This window comes from Psychrobacter sp. Ps1 (assembly GCF_022129425.1).
In the GTDB taxonomy this organism is placed as follows: domain Bacteria; phylum Pseudomonadota; class Gammaproteobacteria; order Pseudomonadales; family Moraxellaceae; genus Psychrobacter.
In genome coordinates, this window is sequence record NZ_JADQAN010000002.1 from 75,394 (window position 1) to 91,881 (window position 16,488).

The 16,488-nt window shown below is 43.0% G+C and carries 12 protein-coding genes; all 12 read left to right on the plus strand.

Annotated elements, in window-relative coordinates; translation table 11 throughout:
• Positions 1-316: 316 nt before the first annotated feature.
• The 12 genes from I3249_RS01295 to I3249_RS01350 all read left to right on the plus strand — a co-directional run bounded on the left by I3249_RS01295 (position 317) and on the right by I3249_RS01350 (position 16,410).
• Positions 317-1,615, plus strand: a complete 1,299-nt coding sequence (locus tag I3249_RS01295; RefSeq protein WP_165597442.1) for an ATP phosphoribosyltransferase regulatory subunit — start codon at positions 317-319, stop codon at positions 1,613-1,615.
• A gap of 198 nt (positions 1,616-1,813) precedes the next feature.
• Complete coding sequence (locus I3249_RS01300) at positions 1,814-3,103, plus strand: adenylosuccinate synthase (protein WP_057759029.1); 1,290 nt, start codon at positions 1,814-1,816, stop codon at positions 3,101-3,103.
• A gap of 332 nt (positions 3,104-3,435) precedes the next feature.
• Positions 3,436-3,867, plus strand: coding sequence for a nucleoside-diphosphate kinase (ndk, locus tag I3249_RS01305; RefSeq protein WP_238068140.1), 432 nt, complete (start codon positions 3,436-3,438; stop codon positions 3,865-3,867).
• Between the two features lie 506 nt (positions 3,868-4,373).
• The gene (gene rlmN / locus I3249_RS01310; RefSeq protein WP_238068142.1) at positions 4,374-5,603 is read left to right on the plus strand and encodes a 23S rRNA (adenine(2503)-C(2))-methyltransferase RlmN; all 1,230 of its coding nucleotides are present in this window, start codon (positions 4,374-4,376) and stop codon (positions 5,601-5,603) included.
• Positions 5,604-5,816: 213 nt separating this feature from the next.
• Positions 5,817-6,749, plus strand: a complete 933-nt coding sequence (pilW, locus tag I3249_RS01315; protein WP_238068144.1) for a type IV pilus biogenesis/stability protein PilW — start codon at positions 5,817-5,819, stop codon at positions 6,747-6,749.
• A complete protein-coding gene (locus tag I3249_RS01320) occupies positions 6,740-7,558 on the plus strand; it encodes a RodZ domain-containing protein (RefSeq protein WP_238068146.1) in 819 nt (272 codons plus the stop codon). Before pilW ends, I3249_RS01320 begins: the two co-directional genes overlap by 10 nt.
• A 116-nt stretch (positions 7,559-7,674) precedes the next feature.
• Positions 7,675-8,790 carry a flavodoxin-dependent (E)-4-hydroxy-3-methylbut-2-enyl-diphosphate synthase gene (ispG, locus tag I3249_RS01325; RefSeq protein ID WP_101206213.1) on the plus strand — a complete coding sequence of 372 codons (1,116 nt, stop codon included), beginning with the start codon at positions 7,675-7,677 and terminating at the stop codon, positions 8,788-8,790.
• A gap of 123 nt (positions 8,791-8,913) precedes the next feature.
• Entirely contained in the window at positions 8,914-10,203 is a 1,290-nt protein-coding gene (hisS, locus tag I3249_RS01330; protein ID WP_238068148.1) for a histidine--tRNA ligase, read from the plus strand.
• Between the two features lie 69 nt (positions 10,204-10,272).
• A complete protein-coding gene (locus tag I3249_RS01335) occupies positions 10,273-11,067 on the plus strand; it encodes a tetratricopeptide repeat protein (protein WP_238068149.1) in 795 nt (264 codons plus the stop codon).
• Positions 11,068-11,213: 146 nt separating this feature from the next.
• Positions 11,214-12,422: an outer membrane protein assembly factor BamB gene (gene bamB, locus I3249_RS01340; protein WP_238068150.1), complete on the plus strand. Its 1,209-nt coding sequence runs from the start codon at positions 11,214-11,216 to the stop codon at positions 12,420-12,422.
• Positions 12,423-12,812: 390 nt separating this feature from the next.
• Positions 12,813-14,234 (plus strand): ribosome biogenesis GTPase Der, encoded by a 1,422-nt coding sequence (gene der, locus I3249_RS01345; RefSeq protein WP_057759046.1) that lies wholly within the window; start codon positions 12,813-12,815, stop codon positions 14,232-14,234.
• Between the two features lie 205 nt (positions 14,235-14,439).
• Positions 14,440-16,410, plus strand: coding sequence for a HAMP domain-containing sensor histidine kinase (locus I3249_RS01350; protein WP_238068152.1), 1,971 nt, complete (start codon positions 14,440-14,442; stop codon positions 16,408-16,410).
• The last annotated feature ends 78 nt before the right edge of the window (positions 16,411-16,488 follow it).

Sequence of the window (16,488 nt, forward strand, 5' to 3'; positions counted from 1 at the left end):
GCAATTGAACTGTAATTAGATAGTGATTGTGGCTAATTGTCACTAGGCGAACCTTGAGTGCTATGCTAAACTAAAGCATAAAGTGCCTTGATTATTTGTCGCAATTTTTTAGCGCATAAAGATACTCGTCTTATCATTCTAAATTATACTTATTATTCACCCTTTTGCGGTTACCTGGTTTGTTTATAAATAATTGGGTCAATGATGTTGCGCGTTAAAAATAAACACACACAGCGTCAATACCCGGCAAATCACCCTTTAAGTACCGCATCAGTACCGCGTTTTTGGTAAGCGATACGCCAAACAAGGATTTATTGTGTCTGTTAGTTCTGATTCTGCAAAACCTGCCCAGCCAAATTCTACCAACGAAACAGTGTCTCAGCCTGCTGAAAATAATGCTGCACCCAATCGCATGCCATATTTGAGTAACTTTGGCAGTGATGTTGCCAATAGTTGGCTATTGCCTGATGGGGTGGTTGATGTCCTGTTTGAAGATGCGCATAAGCAAGAAGTGCTTAGACATCAGTTAATCGAGCAGCTTATTACTCATGGTTATCAGCTGGTTTGTCCACCGATGATCGAGTTTACTGAGTCTTTGCTAAGTGATGCATCAGAAGATCTAAAACGCCAAACCTTTAAGATTATCGATCAGTTGACTGGTCGCTTAATGGGCGTACGCGCTGACATTACCCCGCAGATTTTGCGTATAGATGCGCATCATGGCGGTACGGGTATTGCGCGTTATTGCTATGTGGGCGATGTGATTCATACCTTGCCATCAGGTCTGTTTGGTTCACGTACGCCGCTACAGTTGGGTGCTGAGATATTTGGCTGTGCGTCACTGGCAGCAGATATTGAGCTGATAGATGTGCTGTTTACGATGGTGAATAAACTCAATATGAGTGCAGCGCTCCATATCGATTTGGGTCACGTAGCGATATTCAAACGTTTGGCTGAGTTGGCTGAGTTATCAGACAATGATACTGAGCAATTGATGTACTTATATGCCAATAAAAATCTACCAGAGCTCAAGCGTGTTTGCCGTGCTTTGCCAATGGGTGATGATTTTTATGTGTTGGCACGTTTTGGTCATGATATTGCAAACCTATTAGCCAAATTATCAGATGCAGCACAACAAGACAGCCAAATCGCAACGGCAATTGATGAGCTACAGCGTCTGAAAAACTATCTACAAGACCAATGGCAGTGCCCAGTGAGTATTGATGTGACTGAGCTATCAGGTTACCACTATCACACTGGCATCGTCTTCAATGGTTATATCAATAGTGAAACGCAGCCACTCGTACGTGGTGGTCGTTTTGATGGTATGCAAAGTCAGACGCAAGCGTTACGTGCGGCTACGGGGTTTAGTATGGATGTCAGCCGATTGCTGGCTCATACACAGTTAGATGCGCCAACCGTTGTCTTGGTTGATTTTGCCGCTTTGTCTAATGCAAATACAGATGAGATGCAGACGCTACTGCAACAAGTAGAAAGTCTACGTCAGCAAGGCTATCGCGTCACTATGCCATTAGATGCACAGGACAGTCCAGATGATGTGACGCATCGTTTGAGCATGGCTGATGACAGCCAATGGCAGCTACAAACTGTTTAATTGTCTAATAGTAGGCTATTGAATGGCTCACGCAGCCAAAAGTGTTCAGTACAAATTATGAGAACGCAAAATTATTCGTTAGATATCTCAGTGTTTCTATTTCATAAATCACTGAGATAAAAAGATATAGCTAAGAAAATCATTTTAATTTTCAGCTTTTATTGCACACACCTCAATACATAAAGGTAAGGATTGATCATGGGTAAGAATGTTGTAGTTTTGGGTAGCCAATGGGGCGACGAAGGTAAGGGTAAAATCGTTGATTTACTTACCGAAAAAGCCTCAGCAGTAGCCCGCTTCCAAGGCGGTCATAATGCTGGTCACACGTTGGTTGTCGATGGCAAAACCACTGTCTTGCATTTGATTCCATCAGGTATCTTGCGTGAAGGCGTCACTTGCTTTATCGGTAATGGCGTGGTGTTAGCACCTGATGCACTACTAAAAGAGATGAAAGAGCTAGAAGACAACAACGTACCAGTACGTGAGCGTCTACGTATCTCTCCTAATTGCCCACTTATCATGCCTTATCACGTGGCACTTGATCAAGCTCGTGAAGCAAAGCGTGGTTCTGGTAAAATCGGTACAACAGGTCGCGGCATCGGTCCTGCATACGAAGACAAAGTAGCACGCCGTGCGATTAAACTTGCTGATTTGTTCCGTGAAGATCTAGAAGAAAAACTACGTAACCTAATCGAATACCATAACTTCCAACTGACTGAGTATTATAAAGTTGAAGCGATTGATTTTGATGAGACACTTAAGCTTTGTAAAGAGTGGAAAGAAGAGATTAAAGGGATGGTTACTGATGTAACTGAAGACCTAAATCAATTACGTCTGGCTGGCAAAAACCTAATGTTTGAAGGTGCTCAAGGCACGCTACTTGATATCGACCATGGTACTTATCCGTTTGTAACCAGCTCAAGCGTAACAGCTGGCGGTGTATCAACGGGTACAGGTATCGGTCCATTGTATTTAGACTACGTACTTGGTATCACCAAAGCGTACACTACGCGTGTTGGTAGTGGTCCGTTCCCAACTGAATTGTTCGATGATGTTGGTGCTCATTTAGCCAAAGTCGGTCATGAATTTGGTGCGACGACTGGCCGCGCCCGTCGCTGTGGTTGGTTCGATGCAGAAGCATTACGCCGTGCAGTAGTACTTAACTCTATGTCAGGTATCTGCTTGACCAAGCTTGACGTATTAGATGGTCTTGAAGAGTTACTAATCGGTGTGGGTTACAACCTACCTGAGACTGAGTGTGCAGGCGCGCATGATGCTGAATTCTACGAGTCAGTCACGCCTAAGTATGAAACGATGCAAGGCTGGAGTGAGTCTACCGTTGGTATCACTAACTATGACGAGCTTCCAGAAAATGCTAAAAAATACATCAAGCGTATCGAAGCATTGATCGGTTGCCCAGTTGATATTATCTCAACTGGTCCTGATCGCGAAGAGACTATCGTATTGCGCGATCCGTACGATGCTTAGTTTTTACTATAAACTTGATTAAATAGTTTTTAGTATGAATAAAAAACCCCAACGCTGAGCGTTGGGGTTTTTGCTTTTGTTAGAACTTATAGCATTATCAACGACTAATGCACAATAAATTTACTTTTATGCAAGGTATGGTCATAAATTAACCCTATCATTTATGGCCTTAATCATTATAATAGGCAGCAATCCGATGTTGGCGCTTATGGTTATACACTGATATACCATGAGTTGTGTAAAACAGTCCAAGTCAACATTGTGGCTAAAGCTAAAACAACGCATTAATTTTTTCATATTTTATTGAATTTATCATTTATTAGGAGCTTCTCATGGCTAACGAACGTACTTTATCTATCATCAAACCTGACGCAGTTGCTGGCAACCACATCGGCGCTATCTATAGCCGTTTTGAACAAGCTGGTCTAAAAATCGTTGCCGCTAAAATGCTACAACTTGATGATGAAAAAGCAGGCGGTTTTTATGCTGAGCACGCTGAGCGTCCATTTTACAAAGACCTAAAATCTTTCATGATGTCAGGTCCAGTATTGGTATCAGTACTAGAAGGCGAAAACGCTATCGCTCAGCATCGTGAAATCATGGGTGCAACTAACCCAAAAGAAGCTGCTGAAGGCACTATCCGTGCTGACTTCGCTAGCAGCATCGACGAAAACGCAGTACATGGTTCAGATTCAGCCGAATCAGCAGCACGTGAAATCAGCTACTTCTTCAGCGATGATGAAGTTTGTGCACGTACACGCTAATATAGTAAACCAGCTATAAGCTTTTACGGCGTTCGATTTGTTTGAGGTAACTGCTATAATAAGACAGCTACGATTTAGACTGATCTTACCTGTATGAGTTTTATACTTGATTGACTATATACGAATTATTTACAACATTGATTGTTTATAATTGGTTTGCGAGACGGCTTATATCTTATGGGTATAGGCCGTTTTAGCTATTGTAATAATCCTATAATCAAAGAACTACTAAACTGCGACGGTATTACCCTCATCAGATGTACTATTTGTACAATCTGCAGCCTTGTATCTGCTTTAGAGTTCTGTAATTATATTATTCATTGAAATTCTTAATGACTTGCCTCATTATTGATTTTACTTAGCGTTATCAATCCCTTATCAGCATGTTTTTATTAATTCGAAAAACTGCGCTCATAGCGGATTGCTCATGCACTCATGTATGTATGGCAAAGCCCATATAAATAATTGCACCGCTTATCTAAGCTTCTGCAAAAAGGTTACCTATTATGTCAACTGTTCAAGCACCTACTCAGCACGTACCTGCTAAGATTACTGATAGCATCAAGCTAGTAGATGAGGCCCATGCCAAAACCAATCTATTGGGTATGACGCAAGCGCAACTGGCTGATTACTTCAAGAGTATTGGCGAAAAGCCATTTCGATCTACTCAGGTGATTAAGTGGATTTATCAGCATGGCGTGACAGATTTTGAGCAAATGACCAATTTGAGTAAATCGTTGCGAGACAAGTTATCGCTTAATGCTTGTGTGGTACCGCCCAAAGTGATTCATCGTCAATATAGTGATGATGGTACGCGTAAGTGGGTATTTGAAGTCACTGGCGGCTCGTTGGTTGAGACGGTGCTTATCCCTGCAGATGATAGCAAGTTAAATGGCCGTAAGACATTATGCGTGTCTTCGCAAGTAGGCTGTGCACTAGACTGTAGCTTCTGTAGTACAGGTAAGCAAGGGTTCGAGCGTGACTTGAGTGCGGCTGAGATTATCGGTCAGTTATGGGTCGCTAATGCGTCATATATGACAGATGAAAATGAAAGTTTAGAAAACGTCGACCATAGCCTATGGGAAAATAACGTCACCAATGTGGTGATGATGGGCATGGGTGAGCCGCTATTGAACTACAAGCCTGTAGTAGGCTCAATGGAGCTGATGCTAAGCGATCATGCTTATGGATTGTCAAAGCGCCGCGTCACGTTATCAACTTCTGGTGTCGTCCCGAAAATGTATCAGCTAGCACAAGACATCGATGTGGCATTGGCCATTTCACTGCATGCGCCAAATGATGAGCTGCGTAACGAGTTGGTACCAATTAACAAAAAATATCCGTTAGAAGAGCTGATTGCAGCGGCAAAAAACTATGTCTATGACGTCAATCCACGTCATAAGAAGCACGTTACGATTGAGTATGTGATGCTTGATGAGGTCAATGATAGCAATGAGCATGCCCATCAGTTGGTTGCGTTATTAGAAGGGTTACCAAGTAAGATTAACCTTATTCCGTTCAACCCATTCCCGCATGCACCCTATGACAAATCAAGCAACAACCGTATTCATGCGTTTAGCAATATACTGAGCGAAGCAGGTTTTGTTTGTACCATTCGTCAAACACGTGGTGATGATATCGATGCCGCTTGTGGTCAGTTGGTTGGACAAGTTGCCGATCGTACCAGACGCTCAGCCGCGTGGCAGCAGAGCATTAAAGATCGTGAAAGCGTTTAGTAGTCTTTGAGAGGATAAACGTTATATCTGACTGGTATAGCGTTTTAGCTGTCTTTTGTCTGTCGCAATGGTAAGAAAATGTAGCAATGACTGTCAAGATTGCAGAACGTGGCAATTAATAACAACTAAATTGTACTTATAGGGGTTAAATCTATTAAACTGAGGTCTCGAAGATCGAACGCATTGAATCCCAGTTTTATGATGGCGGCTATGATGACTTCTAAAAATTCTTGTCAGTTCAAATATCAAAAATCATTTTCTAAATTTTATAAGCAGTCGAGTATCAATGCTGCCCAAACCGCTTTGCCAAAGCGTGCAGTGCTGTCGGCAGTATTTGGCGTCCTTGTATTAAGTGGCTGTCAGACCACCCCGACTAATGATTTGCTAGGTAACTCTCCTTATCAAACATCTACGCGCGCTAGCAACGATCGAAATTTAGACCAGCAGGAAATCGCCCGTGTACGTACCTCACTTGCCGCGCAATACATCCGAAAAAATGAGCTTGATACCGCGCAGCAGCAGCTTGAAAAAGCCTTTGCTGCCGATAGCCGTTATGCGCCAGCCTATGATATGATGGGCGTTTTGTTGCAGCAAGAAGGCAGCCGTATCAATCTAGCCAAAGCTGATGAGTACTTCAAAAAAGCAATCGCGCTAGATAAAGATTTTGTACAAGCACATAATAATTATGGCGTGTATCTGTCACAGACAAAGCGCTATCGTGAAGCAGCAGAACAGTTTGAGATTGCAGGGGCGACGCTAGGCTATGAAGGCCGTATTGGCGCGCTAGAAAACCTAGGTCGTACTTATCTACAGTTGGGTGATGATAGTGCCGCTTCAAAAGCATTTTTACGGGCACTCGATGGCAATCGTAATAGCATCATTGCTCATATCGAATTGGTAGATTTATTGCTCGACCAACAGCGTGTACCGCAGGCACAGAGACTGTATGATGAGACGCTGATATTGGTGCAGGGGCAGGGTGTTAGCCCGCGCTTGCTCTTACAAGGTATCAAGCTTGCAGCAGCACAAAATAATATAACAACGCGCCAGCAATTGGCACAGCAGCTTTTATCCGCTTATCCGCTAAGTGATGAAGCAAAACAACTTAAGACTTGGCTTAACAATCCAGAGGCACCATGGAAATGATCACCCCATCATCTAACACTCAATCTAACGCTCAGGGATCATTTGGTGCCGTGTTGCAGCAAGCCCGTAAAAACAAGCAAGTAACTTTAGAAGCAGCGGCGGCTGAGCTGTTCATTCTAAAGCGTCATCTAGAAGCGCTAGAAAGCGAAAACTTCGCTGAGCTACCACAGGCTGCGTTTGCTCGTGGTTTTGCGATTAACTATGCCAAATATTTGGGCTTAGATTCAGCAAAAATAGCTAGTAGCTTCGATGCTGCCTATCCTAATGAGTTGAAGGCCAAATCAGCCAGCAATATCGATACGCCGCTGCGCCCAATGGGGACTTTGCAGCGTGATACTCACAACCGCATCCGCTTTAACCCGCTATTGATCATAGGCGTTATCGGATTGATTATCTTGGCGGTGTTCCTATTCCGTATGGTGAGTAACGCTAGCAAAGAAAACACACAAGAGCCTGTATCAGCTGTTGAAGACATGTCAGCGATAGAGCAAGCGCAAGGTGCCGCCATCAATAGTGATGCAAGTGGCGTTGGTGCTTCTGGCTCTGCATTGAATCTGGGTGATGCTGCAACGACTGCTACCTTAAACCTTGTATTAACAAGCGACGCTGTGGTTAGCATCACGGATGCTTCTGGAAACAGCTTAATAAACGGTTCTCAGTCTGCAGGTAACTATGACTTGTCAGGCATGCCACCGTTTAATGTGCAAATTGATAATATCGACAATGTTAGCTTGATGCTCAATCAACAAGCAGTTGCGTTAGAGACGTATGCAACAGATAAGCAAGCTACTTTCGAATTGGCACCATAGTCAGTTGCATAAGCGCCAAATTTGAATAAAGCGCATATGTGTTTGCCGATTCAGCTAGTTTATATTATATGTACAAAAGCCTAGGGCTTTTCTATTTTTGATTCAAGGATTTATGTATGTCAATGCCATCGCCTATTAATCGTCGTCTGACCAAAAAAATCTATGTCGGTGATGTCGCGGTTGGTGGTGATGCACCAATTAGCGTACAGAGCATGACCAACACTGACACCTGTGATGTAGCAGCAACGGTCGCTCAAATCGAGCGTTGTGTCGAAGCAGGTGCAGATTTGATGCGCGTATCAACGCCAACGATGGATACGGTCAAAGCCTTTGGTGAAATTCGCAAACTGGTAAGCGTGCCTTTGATCGCTGACGTGCATTTTGATCATAAAATCGCTTTGGCCGTTGCTGAAGCGGGCGCTGACTGCTTACGTATCAATCCGGGTAACATTGGTAGCGATGCCAAAGTACGTGAAGTAGTCGCTTGTGCCAAGTATCATAATATTCCGATTCGTATTGGCGTCAACGCTGGCTCTTTAGAAAAAGACATACAGCGTAAGTATACTGAGCCAACTGGCGAGGCAATGCTAGAATCAGCAATGCGCCATATTGACATTTTAGAGCGTCTTAATTTTGACCAGTACAAAGTATCTGTCAAAGCCAGTAACGTGTTTTTGACACTGGATGCTTATCGTTTAATATCAGCGCAAATTGATAATCCATTACATTTGGGCGTGACGGAAGCGGGTGTCTACCGTACGGGCGCTGTTAAATCTGCTATCGCGCTAGGTGGATTATTGCTAGATGGTATTGGCGATACCATTCGTATCTCATTGGCCGCCGAGCCTGAAGAAGAGATTAAGATTGGTTTTGATATTCTAAAATCGCTTAATATTCGCTCGAACGGCGTAAACTTTATCGCTTGCCCAAGTTGCTCGCGTCAAGAGTTTGACGTGATTAAAGTAATGACAGCGTTAGAGTCGCGCCTAGAAGATATTCGTGAACCAATGAATCTATCCGTGATCGGCTGTAAGGTCAATGGTCCAGGAGAAGCAAAAGAGGCCGATATCGGCATCGTTGGTGCTGCCCCTAGATCACTGGTCTATCGTATGGGTGAAAAAAGCCACCTTATCGATACAGGCAATCTGGTCGATGAAATAGAAGGTATGGTTCGCGCCCATGCAGAAGAGTTGGCAAAAAAACGTGAAAATGAAATCATTCGCGTAAAATAAGCCATAGAATAGATTGATACGTTAGGCTATACCGTCACAGTATCAATCAGATATAGCGCTTATTTGAATATATAGAAAACAATAATAGAATACCTGTTAAATATTTAAGGATACGACCGTACCATGATCAAAGCTATCAAAGGTTTTAATGATATTTTGCCTGACCAATCAGCAAAGTGGCTGCATTTAGAAGCGATATTGGCTGATGTACTTGGTAGGTACGGTTACGAGCATATTCGATTGCCTATCGTTGAACAAACGGATTTATTTGCCCGTGCTATTGGCGGCGCGACTGACATCGTCGAAAAGGAAATGTACAGCTTTACTGATAAATCTGAGCCACCAACGCCATTAGCGTTGCGTCCTGAAGGCACAGCTGGAGCAGTACGCGCAGTTATCGAGCACAACTTGCTACGCGGTGACACGCCCAAGCTTTGGTACATCGGTCCGATGTTCCGCTACGAGCGTCCGCAAAAAGGCCGCTATCGCCAGTTTCATCAGTTAGGTGTCGAGAGCTTCGGTAGTGCACTACCAGATGCTGATGCTGAGCTGATTGCGATGACTCATCTGATGTGGCAAGAGTTAGGTCTCAATAATGAGATGCGTTTGCAACTAAACAGTTTGGGTGAGCTGGATGAGCGCTATGCTTATCGCGAAGCATTGGTTGCCTATTTAACTGATAAAAAAGACCAGCTAGACGAAGATAGCAAACGCCGCCTAACGACTAACCCTTTACGTATCTTGGACAGCAAAGAGGCGAGCACGCAAGCAGTATTGGCAGATGCGCCAAAGCTTGCTGACTTCTTGGGTGAAGAGAGTGTGGCGCATTTTGAGCAGGTCAAAGCCTATCTGACTGCGCTTAATATCGATTTTGAAATCAATCCGCACTTAGTACGTGGCCTTGATTATTATAATAAAACAGTATTTGAATGGGTAACAGATAAGCTTGGAAGCCAAGCTACCGTTTGTGCTGGTGGTCGTTATGATGGGCTAGTAGGGCAATTAAAATCAATCGGTACAGATGGCAGTAAACCAGTCAAATCTGAGCCTGGTGTTGGTTTTGCAATGGGGCTTGAGCGTTTATTGCTACTCATAGAAGCGGTTGCGCCGATTGCTGACGTACCTGCTTGTGATGTATTCGTGGTGGCCCATCCTGAGGTGTATAGTGCTGGTATAAGCTATGCACAGAACTTACGTCACAGTCGTCCAGATGTACGAGTAAAGATGGCCAGTGCCACGAGTCTAAAAGCGCAAATGAAGAAGGCAGACAAGTCAGGCGCGGCATTGACAGTCATCATCGCCCAGCAAGAGCTGGATGATAATACGATTAGTATTAAAGACATGCAGACAGGTGAGCAAAAGACGGTCGCCCAAGATTGGTTATCAAATAAAGATAACTTTTCTCGTCGCTAATTGACTTTGACTAATCCGCTTTGTTTGTCGCACTAGCAATTTAATGTAAATTTTATCAGGTAAATATATATGGCTCTGACACCTAATTCGCCGAATGCAGATAACTCCATGCAAGCGCTAAAGCAATATGGTAGTTATATCGTCACTGCGATTTTGTTAGCACTGGCCGCCTACTTTGGTTGGACATACTGGCAAAACAATCATGCGCGAGTAGATACCGTCGCCGCCGATCAATATGCTGATATTCAGCAGCTAAACGAAGAGGTCAAACTGGCTTCGCAAAACCCAGATTTAGAAGCAGAGGCTCAAGAAGCACTTACCCAAAGTCGTGGCCAACTAGACAAAGATATTGATACTTTAGTCAGTACGCACGGTGAGTCAGTTTATGCATGGCAAGCGCTAATGATAAAAGCACGTCAACAAGTAGACAATGATGACTTTGCAGCAGCGACTGAGACATTCAAAAAAGCATTGGCCATCGATTTGGGTGATGCCGGTCTAGAAGCGATTACTCGTTTACGCTATGCAAAAACGTTATTGGCCGCAGGTGATACAGATACTGCACTGTCAGAAGCAAACAATGACATGCCAAGCTCGTTTGAAGCAAGTCAGCAGGAGCTACTGGGTGATATTTACTTAGCGCAAGACAATAAAGACTCAGCGATTAAATCTTATAGCAATGCGTGGGAGCTATTACGTAGCCGTCAAGAAACGCGTGCAGTATTGGCATTAAAGATGGAAAGCTTAGGTATCACGGCTGAGCCGATTGCTGATCAAACCAGTCTTATTCAAGAGCCATCTGCTCCTGAGCCATCGCTAGTGATGGATACCTCGAATGAAGTCGCTGTCGAAGTAGAGCAGTAAGTCAGTAGGCTAGATATTAAGTCAGTAGGATAGTATTGAGAGTTGGTAATCAGCCAAAGCTCTTTTTTAATATAACCTAATGATTACTAATTTGCGGTTGGCCAATTTACTAATTAATAATAATTTATCTGTAGTGAGAACATACAATGACTCAATCTATTCGCTCTAGCAAAATGTTAAACACCAAGACTATCAAAAAGACAGTCATGCATGTGGCCGTACTGGCAGTAATGAGCACGGCAGTGATTGGATGTAATCGCGGTATTAAGCCGGTCGTTAATGATCCGGTAAAATTGGTACAAATCGCTCAGCCGATTAGCGTACTACAACCCGTATTTAGTACCGATGTTGGCAACAAAAAAGCCAGCAAAAAGGATCCGCTAGATTTGCAAGTTGGCTATGCTAATGGTCAAATCGTTACTGCATCACGCGGTGGTGAGCTGTCAGGGTTTAATAGTGCAGGCGAGCGTGTATGGTCAATCAATGTTGACGACCAAATCACCGGCGGTGTTGCAGTAGATGCATTGAGTCAGACAGCTATTGTTAGTACTCGTGGTGGCAAGGTCATGGCGTTTGATAGCACGACTGGTGCAAAGCGTTGGCAGCAGCAGTTGTCAGGCTCGGTGTTGACACCAGCACTGATTACTAATAATCGTGTGGTATTATCAGCGAATGATGGTTTCTTACATGGTCTGTCGCTGCAAACTGGACAATTGGTATGGCAGTTCGCCACTCAAGTACCTGCTATCAGCGTTCGCGGTAGCGCTGCGCCAACTTTATTAGACAATGAGACGGCACTTTTGGCGACAGCTGATGGTCGTTTGCATGCAATTACTGTTGATAACGGTCTTCCGCTATGGTCAAGACGTGTTGGCGTAGGTGCTGGTAGTAGTGAAGTTGAACGCATGAGCGATGTCGATGGCAAACCTATCGTAGATAAAAATCAGTTGTTTGCGATCAGCTATAGTGGTCAGCTATTAGGTATTGATTTAGCCTCGCGTCAGGTAATGTTCGTCAATGAAATTGCAAGTCTCAAATCACTGGCGGTAAACACTCAGCAAGTTATCGCTACCAGTTTAGATGGCAAAGTAGTTGCTTATGACCGCAACAGTGGCGAGACACTCTGGGAAAGTGACGAATTGGCTTATCGTGATCTCACCAATCCTGTGATGATTGGCAACTATATTGCCATTGGTGATTTTGATGGCGTAGTGCATTTGTTTGATCCTGCTACGGGTAGCATCGTTAGTCGTGTTGAGACAAAAGGTGCATTGACCAACTTGCAAGTTCAAGGTAGCCGTTTAATGACTCAAAGTACGTCAGGACAAGTTGCTATCTGGCAGTTAGTACGCTAATAGCTATACGGATAGGTGCTTATCGGTGATTAACGAAGTTTAATATTTTACTATAGCCTTTGAGCCTATTCTCGATTATTATTTATGAAACACAAACGCTGCTTAGTCAGCGTTTAGTGCGTTGTGTAAATTGCTTGTTTAAACACAGGCTTTCGCGTACTCTATGCGACCGATGTGCTATCCATATACGCTACTTATTTATGTATAATGAAGCCATCCTATATACTATTTTTAATCGTAAAATAGCCATCTATTATTTTTGCTATTGTTCTATCATTCATTTTAATTCACGGTCAATTGCAGCATATCTATTACTATTACTATTGTTATGTCACTGGTTATAAGAATAACTGTACTGCCCGTCATTGTGCCTTTCACTGAGAGTAACCCATGAGTATCAAGCCTGTGGTCGCCTTAATTGGTCGTCCAAACGTCGGTAAATCCACCTTATTTAATCAGTTCACAAAAAGTCGGCAGGCATTGGTCGCTGACCTTTCAGGATTGACTCGTGACCGTCAGTACGGTGATGCAACTTATGAAGATAAATCCTTTATTGTTGTAGATACGGGTGGTATCGGTGAAGCTGATGACGGTAGCGGTAATATTGATGACTATATGTCTGAGCAGTCGCATACAGCAATCCATGAAGCAGATATCATCGTATTCGTCGTTGACGCTCGTGCCGGTATGATTGGCGCTGATGCTGAAATTGGTAAGTTTTTGCATACGTTAGGCAAGCCTGTCTATGTTGTCGCCAATAAAGTCGACGGCGTACATGATGCAGCGCCTGCCGAGTTTTATGCATTAGGCTTGGGCGAGCCGTATCCGATGGCAGCCAGTCATGGTCGCGGTGTGGGTAACTTGCTTGAAGTGCTAACGGCTGATATGCCTGAGCAAGAAAACATAGTAGAGCCAAGAGGCTTAAAGCTTGCTATTATCGGTCGTCCAAACGTTGGTAAATCAACGCTCGTGAACCGCCTGCTTGGCGAAGATCGAGTAGTGGTATTCGATATGCCAGGCACGACGCGTGACAGTATTTATATTCCTTATCAGCGTGAAGGCAGAGACTATGTCTTGATTGACACCGCTGGTGTACGTCGCCGCGGTAAAATCGATGAAAAAGTAGAAAAGTTCTCTGTCATCAAGACCTTGCAAGCGATTGAAGATTCTAACGTAACCGTGATTGTTATTGATGCTCATGAAGGTATCGTGGACCAAGATTTGCATATGATTGGCTATGCGCTTGACGCTGGACGAGCGTTAGTCGTTGCGATCAATAAGTGGGATGGCCTAACGCAAGACCAAAGAGACTATATCAAGCTTGAGATGGATCGCCGTTTTAGCTTTATTCCTTATGTAAAAATACATTTGATTTCAGCATTGCATGGTACAGGCGTCGGTAACTTATATCCGTCTATCTTACGTGCGTATAAATCTTCGATGTTTGAAGTATCAACCAACCGTTTGACCCAGATTTTGCAAGATGCTGTGACGGCCAATCCGCCACCAACCGTTGCTGGTCGTCGTATCAAGTTGCGTTATGCGCATATTGGTGGTCACAATCCACCCGTTATTGTTATTCATGGTAACCAAACCAGTGCGCTTCCTAAGAGCTATCAGCGTTATCTAGAGAATCAGTTCCGTCAAGTATTTAAGTTAGAGGGCACACCGCTCAACGTTATCTTGAAGCAAAATGACAACCCATACGCCAATAAGAGCGATACGCCAACCAAGGCAAAAGCTCAACAATTGCGTCAGCGTGAGCGTAATAGATCACAGAAATTTACTACCAAAGATAAAAAGCCTCGTTAATCCTCATATTTTAAACGTTATATCTTTAGCTTTATGATTAATGTCATCGCGTTCGATAGCGCGATGACATTTTTCTATTAATACGCTATAGTTTGGGCTTATAAATAGCTATCTTAGTTTCAAAAAATACTCAAATGTTTTACTTATCACATCTTTAAAATACCTGTACTATAAATGAAAGCTGCACGCGACTCAGTAGAGTGATATGAACAACCGTTCGTCTCAAACCATTCCCGTACTTATCTGGCGTTCTGTCATACAAGCTGTCGTATTGGCAGTGCTGGCAGGTTTTTTATTGCCTTTTATTTATGGCTTAGTACATTACTATCAAGAAAAAGAACAGCATATTCAACAATTGGCATCTTTACTAACGACTAGCGCATCGACTGCAGATGGGGCAGATGTTGTGGCTGAGCAAGTCAATATTTTATTAGAAAATGAGCCGACTATTCAGAGTATTGTTTTCTATTCCACCTCTGAGCCAATTGAAGATATAGATCAGTCGCTTGCTGATTGGAAAAATGCTTTATTTGCGCATACGGTCAGTTTCAACTATCCAGTGATTAGTAAAGACCTTGATGCCAGTATTGTGGCGTCCAATAAGTCCGATTCCAATCAACAGTTAGCACTGACTTTATCAAATATTATGAGCGAATCGTCAGCGCCAGATGAGGCGACTGATACAGCTACCGAAAATAGCACATTGATTGGTTATATTAATATTACGATGGACGTAGAGTTGCTACGTTTACATTGGTTCCAAAATATCCTGTGGTTATGGCTAACAACAGTGGTAATGATTGTTATGTTTGCCTTATACATTTTTAGAAAGCTTAATTGGCCAGTTAAAGATATTGAAGTGTTAACCGATGTTTGTGACATTGTCATAGACAACGCAAATCTAGAGCAACTACCGGTCATTCCGCAACAATTTAACTTCCAAGAACTGACCCAAATCAAAAAAGCATTAATTGTGTTATTCAACCGTTTACAAGAAGCGCAGCAAGGTTATGAAACCCTTGCAGCCTTTGAACAGCAATTGCACAATAAAGATGTGTCACTTGATGTGCAGTTGCATAATTTTCAAAGCATGATTTCTCACGAGTTAAAAACGTCATTGAATGCAATTGTAGGCGGTTTACAACTGTTAGATTATGAGACTCTCAGCAGAGAGCAAAAAGACGCAGTAGAGATTATCAGTAGTGGCAGTGATAAATTGGTATTGTCTTTAGATCATATTATACAGTTGAACCAGATCCAAAAAGGTCAGATAAGAATTCATAAAAATGAGTTTAATCCATTACAGTTAATCGCTGACCTGTTAGCTAAGTTTGAAAATATGGCTACGCAAAAAGGGCTAGAGCTGATCAGTAATATTCATCATATAGACTATAGCCTATACGGTGATTCAGAAAAAATACATCAGATACTATCGATACTGCTCAATAATGCGATTAAGTTCACGCCTGTCGGAAAAATTACGATTACGTCGCAACTGACACATTTTAATAAGAGTAATCGCTGGCAAATTAGCGTAAAAGATACGGGTATTGGTATCGATAATGAGCACCTAGACGATATATTTAATCCGTTCTTTCAGGTGGATTCGTCGCAAACTCGCCAGTATGAAGGCTCAGGGGTTGGCTTGCCAATCGTTAGACAAATGGCTCAGCTTATGGGTGCTACTATTGATGTGGATAGTGTGCTTGGCGTAGGTACACAGTTTACGCTGACCATAGCGATGCCCAACCAACAGCAATCAAAACAGCAGCGCTTATTGTCTGGCCTAACGATTATTTATTATTACTATCATGAGACAGGCTCCTTATTAGATGAATTGGAGTATCTAGGTGCTACGATTATTTGTCGTCAAGGTAATCAACTCGTCATAGAGGAGATGCGTAAGCAGAAAGTTGACATGGTCATGTTTGCTGAAGATGTTTTCCCAGAAAAAGCTGAGATACTAGCCAAACGTATTCGTCAGTATGAAAGCGATGAGGGTAGTAAGAGCGAGCATCGTGCGTTATTGGTATATTGGTATCCGCAGCATCGGGCGCGCCATGTAGACAGTTTTGAGTATGGTTTAAAGGCAGCTGGCATTGACTATTGTCATATTGCTACTTATAAGGACAAAGCGTTAAGCGACTTATTAAAACAATGGTTGGTTTGGACGTAGTACTGTTCTATTAGATCCGTGTTCCTAGTTGGTTTTATTTTACTAGGTAGCATTTTATAGATTTACTACCTTTCAATA

What these genes read in the sequence shown, in the direction of transcription:
- pilW (WP_238068144.1), top strand. Translation starts at nt 5,817, where the DNA reads ATGACTTCTAAAAATTCTTGTCAGTTCAAATATCAAAAATCATTTTCT.
- I3249_RS01335 (WP_238068149.1), top strand. Translation starts at nt 10,273, where the DNA reads ATGGCTCTGACACCTAATTCGCCGAATGCAGATAACTCCATGCAAGCG.
- ndk (WP_238068140.1), top strand. Translation starts at nt 3,436, where the DNA reads ATGGCTAACGAACGTACTTTATCTATCATCAAACCTGACGCAGTTGCT.
- I3249_RS01320 (WP_238068146.1), top strand. Translation starts at nt 6,740, where the DNA reads ATGGAAATGATCACCCCATCATCTAACACTCAATCTAACGCTCAGGGA.
- ispG (WP_101206213.1), top strand. Translation starts at nt 7,675, where the DNA reads ATGTCAATGCCATCGCCTATTAATCGTCGTCTGACCAAAAAAATCTAT.
- bamB (WP_238068150.1), top strand. Translation starts at nt 11,214, where the DNA reads ATGACTCAATCTATTCGCTCTAGCAAAATGTTAAACACCAAGACTATC.
- hisS (WP_238068148.1), top strand. Translation starts at nt 8,914, where the DNA reads ATGATCAAAGCTATCAAAGGTTTTAATGATATTTTGCCTGACCAATCA.
- I3249_RS01350 (WP_238068152.1), top strand. Translation starts at nt 14,440, where the DNA reads ATGAACAACCGTTCGTCTCAAACCATTCCCGTACTTATCTGGCGTTCT.
- I3249_RS01300 (WP_057759029.1), top strand. Translation starts at nt 1,814, where the DNA reads ATGGGTAAGAATGTTGTAGTTTTGGGTAGCCAATGGGGCGACGAAGGT.
- der (WP_057759046.1), top strand. Translation starts at nt 12,813, where the DNA reads ATGAGTATCAAGCCTGTGGTCGCCTTAATTGGTCGTCCAAACGTCGGT.
- rlmN (WP_238068142.1), top strand. Translation starts at nt 4,374, where the DNA reads ATGTCAACTGTTCAAGCACCTACTCAGCACGTACCTGCTAAGATTACT.